At 42.4% G+C, this 14,869-nt stretch carries 17 protein-coding genes; all 17 read left to right on the forward strand.

Annotated features, from left to right (window positions below; translation table 11 throughout):
- Positions 1–34: 34 nt before the first annotated feature.
- A complete protein-coding gene (locus tag CI595_RS07865) occupies positions 35–223 on the forward strand; it encodes a hypothetical protein (RefSeq protein ID WP_095172722.1) in 189 nt (62 codons plus the stop codon).
- 121 nt (positions 224–344) lie between these two features.
- Positions 345–773, forward strand: a complete 429-nt coding sequence (locus tag CI595_RS07870; RefSeq protein WP_162291831.1) for a YARHG domain-containing protein — start codon at positions 345–347, stop codon at positions 771–773.
- Positions 774–785: 12 nt separating this feature from the next.
- Positions 786–1,685 carry an N-acetylmuramoyl-L-alanine amidase family protein gene (locus CI595_RS07875; protein ID WP_095172724.1) on the forward strand — a complete coding sequence of 300 codons (900 nt, stop codon included), beginning with the start codon at positions 786–788 and terminating at the stop codon, positions 1,683–1,685.
- Positions 1,686–1,695: 10 nt separating this feature from the next.
- Positions 1,696–2,679 (forward strand): serine hydrolase, encoded by a 984-nt coding sequence (locus tag CI595_RS07880; protein ID WP_095172725.1) that lies wholly within the window; start codon positions 1,696–1,698, stop codon positions 2,677–2,679.
- Positions 2,680–3,058: 379 nt separating this feature from the next.
- Positions 3,059–3,352, forward strand: a complete 294-nt coding sequence (locus CI595_RS07885) for a hypothetical protein (protein WP_095172726.1) — start codon at positions 3,059–3,061, stop codon at positions 3,350–3,352.
- 384 nt (positions 3,353–3,736) lie between these two features.
- A complete protein-coding gene (locus CI595_RS26245) occupies positions 3,737–4,126 on the forward strand; it encodes a hypothetical protein (protein WP_162291832.1) in 390 nt (129 codons plus the stop codon).
- A 176-nt stretch (positions 4,127–4,302) separates the two neighbouring features.
- Positions 4,303–5,115, forward strand: coding sequence for an immunoglobulin-like domain-containing protein (locus CI595_RS07900; RefSeq protein ID WP_095172729.1), 813 nt, complete (start codon positions 4,303–4,305; stop codon positions 5,113–5,115).
- Positions 5,116–5,176: 61 nt separating this feature from the next.
- Positions 5,177–5,899 carry a CpsB/CapC family capsule biosynthesis tyrosine phosphatase gene (locus CI595_RS07905; protein WP_095172730.1) on the forward strand — a complete coding sequence of 241 codons (723 nt, stop codon included), beginning with the start codon at positions 5,177–5,179 and terminating at the stop codon, positions 5,897–5,899.
- Positions 5,892–6,587 (forward strand): CpsD/CapB family tyrosine-protein kinase, encoded by a 696-nt coding sequence (locus CI595_RS07910; protein ID WP_095172731.1) that lies wholly within the window; start codon positions 5,892–5,894, stop codon positions 6,585–6,587. Before CI595_RS07905 ends, CI595_RS07910 begins: the two co-directional genes overlap by 8 nt.
- 48 nt (positions 6,588–6,635) lie before the next feature.
- The gene (locus CI595_RS07915; protein WP_095172732.1) at positions 6,636–7,400 is read left to right on the forward strand and encodes a YveK family protein; all 765 of its coding nucleotides are present in this window, start codon (positions 6,636–6,638) and stop codon (positions 7,398–7,400) included.
- Positions 7,378–8,175, forward strand: a complete 798-nt coding sequence (gene srtB, locus CI595_RS07920) for a class B sortase (RefSeq protein ID WP_095172733.1) — start codon at positions 7,378–7,380, stop codon at positions 8,173–8,175. The genes CI595_RS07915 and srtB overlap by 23 nt, the downstream gene beginning before the upstream one ends.
- On the forward strand, positions 8,165–9,172 hold the full coding sequence (locus CI595_RS07925; RefSeq protein ID WP_095172734.1) for an LCP family protein: 1,008 nt from the start codon (positions 8,165–8,167) through the stop codon (positions 9,170–9,172). The genes srtB and CI595_RS07925 overlap by 11 nt, the downstream gene beginning before the upstream one ends.
- 752 nt (positions 9,173–9,924) lie before the next feature.
- On the forward strand, positions 9,925–10,515 hold the full coding sequence (locus CI595_RS07930) for an LPXTG cell wall anchor domain-containing protein (RefSeq protein WP_084043439.1): 591 nt from the start codon (positions 9,925–9,927) through the stop codon (positions 10,513–10,515).
- A gap of 133 nt (positions 10,516–10,648) precedes the next feature.
- The gene (rfbB, locus tag CI595_RS07935; RefSeq protein ID WP_095172735.1) at positions 10,649–11,674 is read left to right on the forward strand and encodes a dTDP-glucose 4,6-dehydratase; all 1,026 of its coding nucleotides are present in this window, start codon (positions 10,649–10,651) and stop codon (positions 11,672–11,674) included.
- 119 nt (positions 11,675–11,793) lie between these two features.
- Positions 11,794–12,975, forward strand: coding sequence for a MerR family transcriptional regulator (locus CI595_RS07940; RefSeq protein WP_095172736.1), 1,182 nt, complete (start codon positions 11,794–11,796; stop codon positions 12,973–12,975).
- 50 nt (positions 12,976–13,025) lie between these two features.
- Positions 13,026–13,892 (forward strand): dTDP-4-dehydrorhamnose reductase, encoded by an 867-nt coding sequence (rfbD, locus tag CI595_RS07945; protein WP_095172737.1) that lies wholly within the window; start codon positions 13,026–13,028, stop codon positions 13,890–13,892.
- 93 nt (positions 13,893–13,985) lie between these two features.
- Complete coding sequence (gene rfbA / locus CI595_RS07950) at positions 13,986–14,864, forward strand: glucose-1-phosphate thymidylyltransferase RfbA (protein WP_095172738.1); 879 nt, start codon at positions 13,986–13,988, stop codon at positions 14,862–14,864.
- Positions 14,865–14,869 lie beyond the last annotated feature (5 nt).

The raw sequence follows: 14,869 nt of genomic DNA on the forward strand, positions 1-14,869 counted from the left end.
GATTTCTTTAGCTTTAACAGAGAGGAGGATATGTATGGAATGTCCTAAATGTAAAACTCAGCTAGACAGCAAGGATATATATTGTAGTGAATGCGGTTTTGTTTTTGATGATGTAGATGATAGCAGAAAAATAGAAAATGATACAGAAAAAATAGAATTAAAATATAAATTGCTGTTGCTGTTTCTGCCTGTTTTTGTAGTTATTATATGGCAAATACTATAGAAAAGAGGAGTTAAAGTTGCGGAAAGATAAAAGATTTTTTAGAAACTTTATGATAATAATGAGCACATTGATTGCACTAGTTATTTGCATGCTTACTACTACGAAGGAGCATCCGGCATATATGAAGGTGGAGTCATATGCAGTATCTGATTATTTGGCTGAATGGACAGAGAGCAATGTGGTCCAAGCTGAGCCGCAAGGAGATACACAAGAGGGTGAGGATACCTCAAATGAAAATACTCAAAATGAAAATACTGAAAACGAATATATCTTTCAGGATAGCGCTGAGAGATATTTAACAGATGAAGATTTGGAAGGACTTACATTACAGCAAATAAATTATGCGAAAAATGAAATCTATGCAAGACTAGGACGTTTGTTTGTGTCGCAGGAATTAATGGATTACTTTGGGGCAAAGTCTTGGTACGAAGGCAGAATTTCGCCGAAAGAATTTAATGAGGGCATGTTAAATGATTATGAACGTGCCAATGCTAATAAACTAAGTGAGAAAGAATACAGCATGAATAGTGAGGGATATCAACTGTATTAAGGAGTGATTCGGATGAAAGTTAAAGCGGTTATAGTTTGGTGTTTAGCCATAATTCTGTTGATTGTAGGCGGGATTTTTTTAAAAGTAAATTATCAAGAGTTAAAGGAGATACAGACGGATATTAACAAAATTGAGAATAGGATGGCGGATGCCGAAAAAGAAAAGCGTTGGGAAAATGCAGATTCTGCGGCAGTTGATAACAATGAAGCTGAAAATATGAAAGAAAACAATGTGCAGGGAAGTGGCAGCCAAGAGCAGATTCCAGTTAAAGAGAAAAAGATTGCACTGGATCCCGGACATCAAAGTGAAAATGTGGATATGAGCGAGATGGAGCCTATGGGACCAGGTTCTTCTGAAATGAAGGCGAAAGCGAGTACAGGGACAGTCGGTAATACAACGGGAAAGCGGGAGTATGAATTGAATTTAGAAATTGCATTGAAACTTCGTGAGGAATTACAGACAAGAGGCTACGAAGTTATCATGACCCGTGAAGATAACGACATAGCTATCAGTAATAAAGAAAGAGCGGAGCTGGCAGCGCAGGAATGTGCAGATATTTTTGTACGCATTCATGCAAACAGCAGTGAAGACTCTGAAGTACAGGGAGCCATGACAATGGTACCGTCAGAGGAAAATCCATATGTGGGTGCACTGTCTGCAGAGAGTAGCAGGTTAGGACGTTGCATTATTGATTCTTACTGCGAAGCCACAGGGATGCTAAATAAGGGTGTACAGTATTATGATAATATGACGGGTATTAACTGGAGTCAAATTCCAGTCACAATCATTGAAATGGGATTTATGAGTAATGAAGAAGACGATACAAATATGGCAGACGCAGATTATCAAATCTCCATGGTTCAGGGAATTGCAGATGGAATTGATGAATATTTTGGAAATGTAAGCGAATAGAGGTGTCATTATGCGGAGGAATAAGGTAAAGCGATATCGTAAAACACAGGCCTATAAGCTTTGGTCTAAGATTTTTATAGCCGGATGTGTTTTATTGTTTTGTGGTATAATACTGCTTAGTGCAGATTTTTTCTTATATCAGAAAAGAAATGAGAAACAGGAACATCTGAAAGAATTAAAGCAGCAGGAAGAAGAGATGCAACAAGAAGTGACAGCAGTTACAAGTTCGCAAGGAGAAGATAAAGCGGCAGAAAGTTCAGAATCTTACCCCAAAGAATCTTTGGACGAAAATGAACTGACGAAACAACTGACCCAGGAAATCCAACAATTAGATGGAGACTGGTCAATTTACGTAGAGCAGATAAATACAGGAGTTATATGTGACATAAATGATCAGAAGTACCCGGCCGCCAGTCTTATAAAATTATTCATTATGGGAACAGTATATGAAGAGTATGATGAATTATGTGAAAATTATGGACAGGAAGATGTGGACCGATATCTGGAGCAGATGATTACTGCCAGTGATAACGATTCTGCAAATCAGTTGGTTTCCATGCTTGGAGAAGGAATTGACGAAGCTGGAAGAAACAGAGTGAATTTATACTGTCAGGAAAATGAGTATAATAATACCAATATGGGAAGAATGCTTCTTGAGAGTACTGAAAACGGAGAGAACTATACTTCTACAAAAGATTGCGGAGAATTTCTGAAAAAAGTTTATTTGAATAAGTGTAATCATTCTTTAGATATGCTTGAGTATTTGAAACACCAGGAACGTACGGAAAAAATACCATCGGGTGTGCCTGAAGGCATAGAAGTTGCAAATAAAACAGGAGAACTCAGTGATGTAGAAAACGATGCAGCTGTAGTTTTAATAGGAGATGACACATATAGCATTACAGTAATTGCATCCAATCTTTCAGATACTTCATCTGCAAGAGTTAAAATAAGAGAGTTTTCATCAGAAGTGTATCACTATTTTGTAGAATAATCGTTAAAAGAAAATACAAATATTTTTGTATAAAACGTCGGAGATATTTCGTAAATTGTACAAACTTTTAAAGTTGGATTTCTTTAATTATACAGTATATTTGCTAGATAAAGCAGAGGCTGTATTTTTGATTGAGAAAGTTACAATGGTATAAGCTGCTACAAAACGCAGGAGGTTAAAGTAAAACCGGACGAAGATATCGGACATGTGTTAATATGTGCATACGATTCCAAGATCATATACAGATAGCGCCATTATAGATTTACGTTTTGACGCTATCTTTTTCTTGCACCTTATAGTATTTAAGGGTAAAATACTATAAAGAAAGCCATATAAACTGTCTAGATAATTATACCTTAAATAAAGAAAGGATTTCCACATGGATAACTCAGCTGAAACAATAACCCTTAACAATCTATGGGAAGTAATCGCCTCCCATCAGGGAGAAACCTTCTACACAAAGAAAATGCTCCCCTTCACTTATACTATAAAAGGCGGTGAAATGTTTACAGACCGCAGAGAACGTTCCATAACAAAAAGTACTTTTGAAACAGCGTATTCAAAAATAAGAGAAAATCCAGATAAAATAACCGGTCCAAAAGCCCTAAACATGTACGGCGCACCCTATGTATGGGCAGTGTTATCAAAAGTAACAGATATATGTAATACATAATGACAAAATACGTACATCGAAAAAATTCCATTAGAGCCTGAAAACCTACCACCTGACATCTTTATTATAAGTGAGGTAACAATAACCATGCCCGGCTACATCATCCACCTAACCGCAGCGAATTTCTTCCTGAATTCGCTGCCATTCTCCCACCCCCTAAACCAACCAAAAGCCAAAAACGCCTTCCTGGTTGGTAATTTACTCCCCGACACCGTAAAAGACAAATTCCAATCCCATTTCCGAAGTCCGGACACATTACAGGAAATTGTCCAATATCCCATATTGTCTAAGTTTCTTTATAAATACCGCAGACTTCTTCCAGACCCCAGTGTCCAGGGCTATCTTTTTCATCTATACACAGACTACCGTTTTTTCACCGAATACATGCCCCGTATTGTACGCTTCACAGACAAAAGAGGCAGCAGCACTACAAAGAAAGATGACATTGTCTGGGCAGAAATCCAAAAAACAAATATAAAAATAAAACCAGCCGACTTCTTTTCCGAAGACTACTACTATGGCGATTACACACGTATGAACACCTGGCTGGTGATCCATTACAGACTTCCTCTCCAGTTGGATGTCAATGTATGCAATCCCGGAATCGAAGAGGTGTGCTATTCTGATATCGCAGAGATTCTTGAGGAATTAAAATCCTACCTCATTATGCCCCCGAAAGCAGCAGACGACCTTGCCGTCTTTAATAGGAAGGAACTTCTCAATTACATTCGCTCCATTGCCAATCCAAAAGAATTAAAAAAAGTAATTGATTAATGATTTGTGTAATGTTAATATAATAATGTTGTTTGAAATGGGAAAGAATAGAAATTATGGTATAACTACTCAGCAGGTCTGCGCATTTACTGCGTTGATCGTAAGAAAGTTCCCTCGGGAAAAACAGTGAGCAGCACTTTCTTATTTTAAATATATATGAGAGGAATGGAAAGAAGATGAAAAAAGGTTTAATTGCTGCAGCAATTATAGTATGCATCGGGATTACAGCCGGTACCGTATATCTGGTACTTAATCGGGACAAGACAGCACCGGAGATAAAAGTTCCTGCGGACAATACGCTGACTTATGTGGCGGGGCAGGATAAAAAACTTCTGCTGGAAGGTATCACAGCAGTTGATGACAAGGACGGAGATGTATCAGATACACTTATGGTGGAATCGGTTAAACCAACTTCTGATGGTACCCAGGCTGAAGTTACCTATACGGCAATGGATAACAGCCGCAATGTTGCAAAAAAGAAGATCATGGTAAGTTACCAGGCTTCCGGTGAGGCGGCCCCGACAGACAGCGGCCAGACACCGGAAGGAACGGATGCGAACCCGGAAAACGGTGAAGCAGGTACAGAGGCTCCGGCTCCTGAAGGTGAGGGGACCGGCGAGGGCGATGTACCGGCGGACGCCCCGGCAGATACTCCGGCTGACCCGGCTGCTACAGAGCAGCCCCCGCAGGAGACGGCAGGCGGTGCAGAGGCAACGGAAGCGGCGATCGCGCAGCTTCCGGCCGGAAGTCCTCAGTTCAGGTTGAATCAGTATGAAGTGACGCTCCCTGTGGGAAGTAAATTTGATTACAGTACATATATTCAGGATATCACGGATGATAAAGATGACAGGAGCGCTCTTTTCAGACAGATCCAACTGCAGAATCCGGTGGATACCAATACACCGGGAACCTATGAAGTTGTGTATTATGTTGTCGACAGCGACGGAAATCAGTCAAATACTGCCATTTTAAAGGTAAATATCCAGTAGACAAACAGAGCACTTTCCTTTATAATGGTGGATGAATTTATGGTAAAGGTGGATAAGATTATTGATAATAGACACACACTGCCACATTTTGCCCGGTGTAGATGACGGAGCAAAGAATGCGGATGAGACACGCAAGATGCTGCGAATGGCGTTTAAGGACGGCATCGACGAGATTATTGCTACACCACATTTTAACTGTGACATGGATGCATCCGTTCTGGAAAAAAGGATGGGGGCCTATCTGCGTACCTGTAAATACGCTAAGGAAATGAATCCAAAGTCCAGGATATATCTGGGAAATGAATTGTTCTACAGCGAGGAAGTGGTGGATGCCCTTGACAGAGGTGACGCACTGACTCTGAATGAAACAAAATATGTTTTGGTAGAATTTCCTGTCTACGCGGAATTTCGTTATATACGGCACGCTGTGCAGCATTTGCAGTACGCGGGCTATATGCCTGTGATTGCTCATATTGAGCGGTATCAGGGGATGAAGAAGGAAGAACAGGTTGCAGAGCTGGCCGGAATGGGAGCCTGCATGCAGGTCAATGTTTCCAGTGTCATGGGTAAAGCAGGCTGGAGCACAAGATGGTATTTGTTGAAGTTAATGAGACACGGACTCATTCACGTACTGGGCACAGATGCCCATGGAGTGACACACAGACGTCCGGAGATGAGGGACTGCCTTTCTTACATTGATAAGAAAATCGGAAAGACATACCGGGAAGAGATCAGCACAATAAATCCGTCAAGAATTATCAGAGGAGAATACATAAGTGGATAAGTTAGAAATCAAAGGAGAAGTTTCATTATCAAGCCGGGAACGTGAAGTTTACCGTACCTTGAGGACCAACCTGGAATTTACAGGTGTGGAGAACCGGGTCATTACAGTCACAAGCTGTACACCCAATGATGGAAAGAGTACAGTGGCCTATAATCTGGCGCTGGCTTTGTCAGAAAGCGGCAGGAATACACTGCTGATCGATGCGGATATGAGAAAATCCGTATTGGTTCATCGTTTGAGACTGGAAGGAGCGATCAAAGGACTCAGCCATTACCTTTCCGGTCAGGCTGAATTAGGGGATGTGGTATACGGGACAAATAAGAGAAATCTCTTCCTGCTTCCAACCGGAATTTTCCCCAGCAACCCAACAGAGCTTCTTGGAAATGAGAGGCTTCAGAAGCTGCTCACAGGTCTGAAGAACACATTTGATTATATTATCATTGATACACCGCCTCTCGGAAGCGTTATTGATGCGGCGGTAATTGCCCAGGTGTGTGATGGTTCCATACTTGTATTGGCAGCAGATAATTCCTCCAGGGCAGAGGCAAAAGGCGTAGTTGGACAGTTAAAAGCAGCCAACAGCAATCTCCTGGGAGTTGTTCTTAACAAGGTAGATGTACATACAGGAAGCTACTATGGCAAGAAGTATGGCGGGTATTATGGAAATAAATACGGCGGATACTATTAAGATCAACAAGACACCGTAAGAAAAATTTTGCAATGAAAGAGGAACAAAATGAATAATAAAGAATACGATGACGAAATTGAGATTGATTTAGGTGCCCTATTCCATATACTGCTGCGTAAGTGGTGGCTGATTGGTATTTGTGCGATCATGGGTGGCGTACTGGCGCTGGGCGGTACGGCGCTTCTCATCACGCCTAAGTATGAATCAAAAGCTCAGCTCTATATTTTGAACAAGACCACCAGTGTTACATCTTTGGCAGATATTCAGATCGGTAGTGAACTGACAGCCGACTTTGAAGTCATTGCTACCAGTAAGCCGGTTATTGATGCTGCAATAGAGCGTATTAAAGAAGAAGAGGACAAGATATTTTCCAGAAAAGAGATATTGGATGTACTTACTGTAGTCAATAAGTCAGGTACACGAATTCTGGAAGTTAAGGCCATAGATGAAAATCCGGCAGATGCCTGCATCATTGCAAATGCAGTTGCCGAGGAAACGGCAGACAGGATGGCATCTATTATGAAATCCGATCCGCCTACAACAGTGGAGAGCGCTGAAGTATCAGAAAAACCGGTCAGCCCCAGCCTTTTGAAAAATACGGCAATCGGTATTTTGCTGGGTATCCTGCTTGTATGCGGAGTGCTTACCGTGAAGTTTATCATTAACGACAACATTAAGACAGAAGAAGATGTTGAGAAATATCTGGGACTTTCCACACTGGCTATTGTTCCTTATGTGAAAGGTAAAGATAAGAAGAAAGATGAGCTTCGCAAACTGAAAGAGGCAGATAATGGAAAAGAAAAGAAGAAGTAAATTATTCTGGGTATTTTTGATCATATTTCTTGCAGCCGCAGCTTTTGCTGTATATTACTATACAAGCCAGCAAAAGAAAGAAGAAGTTTATGATAAGCTGAAAGAAAACAATAAGAAGACGGAAGAACCAGTAGTCAAAGAAGAACCAAAACAGGAACCGGAGCAGGAGCAGGAAGTGGAGGCAGAACCTGAACCTGTGGATATTCCCATTGATTTTGCAGAACTCCGGAAAATGAATCCTGAAATTTACGCATGGATCCGAATCCCTGGTACAGAAGTGGATTATCCCATTGTGCAGCGGCCTGAGGATGACGCGTATTATCTGGATCACACAATAGAAGGAGAAGCGGGACTTCCGGGTTCCATATACACAGAGTCTCTGAATAAACAAGATTTTACAGACAAAAATACAGTTATATACGGGCATAATATGAAAGACAACACCATGTTTGGCAGCCTGAAGGATTATAAGGACAGCGCTTATATGGATGAGCATTCGGAAGTGTATATTTATACACCGGAACATATTTTTACCTATAAGATTTTTGGAGCAGTAACTTATGACAGCAGGCATATTATGGTGGCCTTTGACTTTAACCAGGATGAGCAGTATCAGGCATATCTGGACTCCCTTAGCCAGGTAAGAAATATGGCGTCTTATATCAATACAGATATTCCGGTCACAACGGCTGACCGTATTATCACAATGTCCACCTGCAATGGAAATAATGACCAGCGTTTTCTTGTAGAGGCGGTATTAATCGATGAAAAGTAAAGAAAAAAAGAGACTGGTTGTGATACTGTCTGTGATGATTCTTCTGCTTTTAGCAGCAGCAGTGGCTGTCTATGTTGTGAAAAATAACAGCAGGGCTAAGACTGTTGCTGATAACATGAAGAAGAGCACAGGCGCATCCGTTTCCCAGGCCAGCGATGATACCATCACTTATGATGGTCAGAAATACAAGTATAATAAAAATCTTACAAATATTTTATTCATGGGCGTGGATAAGAAAGAGACAGTCACACTGAAGGATACTCCGGGAGTGGCTGGACAGGCGGATTGTATTATGATCATATCTCTGGATAAAGAAGCACAGACAGCCCGTATCCTGCAGATATCCAGGGATTCTATGACCGATATTGACATTTATGATGCGAATGGGAATTATTATACATCTGTGAATGCACAGCTTGCCACCCAGTATGCCTACGGAAATGCAGAGCAGAGCAGCTGCTGGGCCATGAAAAAGACGGTTTCAGAATTGCTTTTTGATCTGCCCATTGACGGATATGTGTCGCTGAACATTGATGCCATCAGCACCATGAATGATGCTGTCGGGGGAGTGGAGATTACTATACCGGAAGATTATACAGCCATTGACCCTGCGTTTGTAAAAGGCGAGACTGTAAAACTGACAGGTGAGCAGGCGGAAAAATATGTGCGCTACAGGGATATCAATATGCAGGGCAGTAATAATGGCCGTATGCAGCGTCAGGTACAGTATATTCCGGCCTTGATCTCAGCACTGCGGAATAAAGTTGGTGCGGCAGGTGATTATTATGAAGCATTTTATCCGGTGATCAAGCCATATCTGGTCACAGATTTAAACGCTGATCAGATAAACGATTTAGCGCGCTACCAGCTTGATGACAGTGAGACGGCTTATGTACCCGGTGAAGCGGTTGCAGGGGCGGAACATGAAGAATTTCATGTAGATGATGAAGAATTACAAAAGTTATTGATAGAAATGTTTTACCAATTACGAGAGTAGTGCTATAATCGGATTTCTTCAGATTTAGCAAACAAAAACACCCGTGATCCCAGTAACATGAAGGGATTGCGGGTTTGTTGCTTTGTCCTGTTTTTTTGAGGGATTTACAGTTATTAATCACGGCTGCTATCCCGCGAGGTGTTTTTATGCGCTTGCGCATGAAAATCCCGAGGCAGCCAGCGCGATATAGGGCAGAATACTCCACATCTGTGCATTGCGAAGCGTGTTACTGTTTTCAGAACTTCGTTTTTTGCAGGGCTTTGAATCGTAACGATTTACGGTTTTCCGGTATCTGCTAAAATTAATTTTATTTCGCACAAAGTACGAATCCGCTTTGCTGGTTTCCTATCTGCATTTCGTTATCTTGAAGGACTTTTTAGTCTTCCAACCCCCACGGCAGAAATCTGTAATTTCATCATCCGGTCATACCATATCATTTGCTAAAATAATATAACAGCCATAAAAAGATCTTATTTTGTATTCAGAGTTCAACAAGACGGCCCATATAAATGTGATAAAAACAATTAAAAATTTAGCCTGAACACAAACATATGGTACTGCGGAACTGTGAGAACACAATATATCCCCTGAAAGGCGGCTATGGGGGCCGAGAAGGAAGAATTTCACGTAGATGATAAAAAATTACAAAAATTATTGATAGAAATGTTTTACAAATTACGAAAGTAGTGTTATAATAACTTCAAGCTTGTTAAATGTAATAAAGCAAGAAGAAACAAAAGGAGGATTTTATCATGAAGAAACTTATTGCTTTTGTGTGCGCAGCTGTTATGACTGTTAGTTCAGCCGTTGCAGTATTCGCACAGCCAAGTGTACAGGTTACAGGTGTTGTAACCAAGGCTCAGGCCGCTACAGACGCTGACGGAAACGCAGTTACTGTAGAAATCAAAGCGGTTCCTGACGAGTACAAAGAAGCGGTTGAGAACGTTAAGAAAGAGGAAACTCTGAAAGAAGTTCTCGGAGCAGACTTCAAAGAAGGTATGCAGGTTGTAGATGTTAAAGACATCTCTGTTCCGGACGGAACAACTTTCCCTGTAACCATCACATTTGAAGTTGCTGGTGTTACAGAAGGTTCTTCTGTTGCAGTTCTGCACTACAACGGAAGCGCTTGGGAGAAAGTAGAAGCGAAAGCTGGTGCTGGTACAATCACAGCTACCTTTACATCTCTGTCTCCTGTAGCATTTGTTGTTGACAAAGATGCAGCAGCAAAAGCATCCACATCTCCTAAGACAGGTGAAACAAATGTCATGATGTGGACAGGTATCGTAGCTGTTATTGCAGTAGCTGGAATGGCTGTTACATACAAAAAAAGAAGAGAAGCATAATTTATAATGCTTAGGAACCCGGGCGAAAGCCTGGGTTCTTTTTTTTCTAAAAACGTCTAAAAAACCCTTGACAGTGACCTTACGTCACCCCTTATAGTAACCTTATCAGAGAAAAAGCAAAGGAGAATACCACATGAAAGTATTAGTAACAGGCGGTGCCGGTTTTATCGGAGGAAACTTTGTACATCACATGGTGAATAAATACCCGGATTACGAAATTGTAAACCTGGATCTGCTCACTTATGCCGGCAATCTGGAAACTTTGAAACCAGTGGAAGATAAACCGAATTACAAATTTGTCAAAGGCGATATTGCGGATGAACCGTTTATTATGGATCTGTTTGAGAAGGAAAAGTTCGATATTGTAGTGAACTTTGCCGCAGAGAGCCATGTGGACCGTTCCATTGAAGATCCGGGCATTTTTGTCCAGACGAATGTAATGGGAACCAGAGTGCTTCTGGATGCTTCCAGAAAATATGGTGTTAAGCGCTACCATCAGGTGTCCACAGATGAAGTTTACGGGGATCTGCCGCTTGACAGGCCTGACCTGTTCTTTACAGAGGAGACACCCATCCACACATCCAGTCCGTATTCCTCCTCAAAGGCCAGCGCAGACTTATTTGTACTTGCTTACTACAGAACATTTGGTTTACCGGTGACCATATCCAGGTGTTCCAACAACTATGGACCATACCATTTTCCGGAAAAATTGATTCCGCTGATGATCAGCCGTGCATTGGCGGATGAAGAGCTTCCGGTATACGGAAACGGCGAGAATGTGAGAGACTGGCTGCATGTAGCAGACCACTGTGAAGCCATTGACCTGATCATCCATAATGGAAGAGTCGGTGAGGTTTACAATGTAGGCGGCCATAATGAGAGAACAAACCTTCAGGTAGTCCAGACAATTCTCAAAGCCCTGAATAAACCGGAAAGTTTGATTAAATATGTCAAAGACCGTCCGGGACATGACATGAGATATGCGATCGACCCCACAAAGCTGGAAACAGAACTTGGATGGAAGCCGAAATATAATTTTGATACAGGAATAGCACAGACCATTCAGTGGTATCTGGACAATGAAGACTGGTGGAAACACATCCTGAGCGGTGAATATTCCAATTATTTTGACAAGATGTACAAAGAGCGTCTGTCATAAAAAACGTCGTTTTTCATAGGCGGCTTTTGACCCGCGTGGTATTTCAACGGAAGATACTGCACAATATGCTGTAAATTTGGGGGCAGTACCATGAGAAAAAGGCAGAAGGGAGGGATTTTATGGGGCACTTTTATACCACCGGAGAATTTGCGCGGATGGCACATGTGACGATCCGGACGATTCGGTATTATGATAAGAACGGATTACTGAAACCCAGTTTTGTCAATGAATCGGGATACCGTATGTATTCTGATGAGGATTTCCTAAAACTCCAGAAAATCCTCTCCCTGAAATATCTGGGATTTTCTTTAAAAGAAATTTCCAATATGACCATACATGACACCAGTTCCGATATTCTGGAATCCTTAAAGCTGCAGATTGACCTGGTGCAGAAGAAAATTGAGAATATGAACCAGATGGAGCACGCCCTGCAGAATACCATGCAGATCGTTCAGCAGACAAACCAGATAGATTGGAATGAAATCCTGAACCTGATCCATCTGACCGATATGGAGAAGACGCTGGTAGAGCAGTATAAAAACGGAGCTAACTTAAATATCCGTATTTCTCTGCATGAACAGTATTCCTCTAACCCCAAAGGATGGTTCGCATGGCTGTATGAACAGATTAACTTTGACAAGGTGAAAAATCTTCTGGAGGTGGGATGCGGCAACGGCCAGCTCTGGAAACATGCTCCCGATGCTGTGCTTCATGGCAAGTACATCTGTCTGTCCGATGCGTCTGGCGGAATGGTCCGGGATGCGGCGGCCAATATCGGAAGAGAGAGAAAGAAATATTTTGATTTCAGAGTGCTGGACTGCCAGGAACTACCTTTTCCTGACGGGCACTTTCAGCGGATCGTTGCCAATCATGTGCTTTTCTATGTGCAGAATATGGCGAAGGCTTTGGAAGAAACCAGCCGTGTCTTGAGCAAAGACGGTATTTTTTACTGCAGTACCTATGGGACGGGGCATATGCATGAGATCACGGAACTGGTACAGGAATTTGATCCCAGGATATCTTTGTCGGAAGTGGCGTTGTATAAGCTGTTCGGTTTGGAAAACGGGCAGAAGCTGTTGGAGCCTTATTTCTCCTCCGTGGAAAAACGGATGTATGAGGACAGTTTGTGGGTGGACAAGCCGGAGCCGCTGCTTGATTACATTTTATCCTGTCATGGGAACCAGAGTGAGCTGCTGTATCCCAGGCAGAGAGCGTTTAAGAAGTTTTTGGAGGAGAAGATCCAAAAGAACGGAGGCATCTCCATCACCAAAGAAGCGGGGATTTTTATTTGCAGGAAATAATTTTACTCTGCCGGGCATAATAGGTGCAGAGAAGAGAAAGGATGAAGGTTATGAGAGTTTTAGTGACAGGTGTAAAAGGACAGTTAGGACACGACGTAATGAACGAATTGGCTAAAAGAGGCCATGTTGGCGTTGGTGTGGATGTTGAGGAGATGGATATTACAGATCCACAGGCATGCAGACAGGTGATTGGGGAGGCAGATGTGGAAGCAGTTGTCCACTGTGCAGCCTATACCGCGGTCGATGCTGCGGAGGATAATATAGAAGTCTGCCGGAAAGTCAATGCTTACGGTACGGAAAATATTGCAAAAGTCTGCCGGGAACTTGGCCTGAAAATGATGTATATCAGCACAGACTATGTGTTTGACGGTGAGGGCACAAGACCGTGGGAACCGGACGATGAGAGAGAACCCTTGAACGTGTACGGACAGACAAAATATGAGGGTGAAGTAGCAGTTACGGATCATGTAGAGAAGTTCTTTATCGTGAGGATTGCCTGGGTATTTGGCGTGAACGGCAAGAACTTTATTAAAACCATGCTGAATCTGGGTAAGAAACATACGGATATCAATGTGGTGGAAGACCAGATCGGTTCTCCTACTTATACCTATGATCTGGCTGTCCTTCTTGTAGACATGATCGAAACAGAAAAATACGGTTTCTACCATGCCACAAATGAAGGGCTCTGCAGCTGGTTTGATTTTGCTTCTGAAATATTCCGTCAGGCAGGTATGAACGTAAATGTACATCCTGTCAGTTCAGAGGAATTTCCGGCGAAGGCAAAAAGACCTCATAACAGCCGGATGAGCAAAGATAAGCTGGAGGCAAACGGCTTTAACCGCCTTCCTGCATGGCAGGATGCACTGGCACGTTATTTGCAGACAGAAGAGCTGCAGAACCTGCTTCACGATAAGTAAGCTGCAGAATGATGGGAAAAAGTTCAAAAACTGCGTGAATCCCGCAGTTTTTGGTCGAAAATATAAAATACAGGAAGAAACAGAGGTACTAGTATGAAGGGAATTATTTTAGCAGGCGGATCAGGCACCAGACTGTATCCACTGACCAAGGTGACATCAAAACAGCTTTTGCCTATATATGACAAACCCATGATTTATTACCCACTGTCCGTACTTATGGAGGCAGGGATCCGTGAGATATTGATCATCTCCACACCGGAGGATACCCCCAGGTTTGAGGCACTTTTGAGCGACGGCCATCAGTTTGGCCTGGAGCTGTCCTATGCAGTTCAGCCAAGTCCGGACGGACTGGCGCAGGCTTTTGTTATCGGTGAAGATTTTATCGGTGACGACGGTGTTGCCATGATCTTAGGTGACAATATCTTCTACGGACACGGCCTGAAAAAAAGGCTGTGTGCAGCTGCTTCACGCACGGAAGGCGCCACTGTATTCGGCTATTATGTGGACGATCCGGAGCGGTTTGGAATCGTGGAATTTGACAGTGACGGAAAGGCAGTCTCCATTGAGGAGAAACCGGCGAAGCCCAAATCCAACTACTGTGTGACAGGTCTGTATTTCTACGACAATAAAGTAGTGGAGTATGCCAAGAATCTGAAGCCTTCCGCAAGAGGAGAGCTGGAGATAACAGATTTGAACAGGATTTATCTGGAGCAGAATGAATTGAATGTGGAACTTCTGGGCCAGGGATTTACCTGGCTGGATACAGGGACACATGAGTCTTTAGTGGAGGCAACGAATTTTGTAAAGACCATGGAAGACCATCAGCACAGAAAAATTGCCTGCCTGGAGGAGATTGCCTACCATAACAAATGGATTTCCAGGGAAGAGGTTATGGAAGCGTATGAAGTTCTGAAAAAGAATGAGTATGGTGCTTACCTGAAAGATGTACTGGACGGGAAATACCTGGTATAGTAAAA

It is taken from the genome of Blautia hominis (assembly GCA_002270465.1).
Taxonomy (GTDB): Bacteria; Bacillota; Clostridia; order Lachnospirales; family Lachnospiraceae; genus Blautia; species Blautia hominis.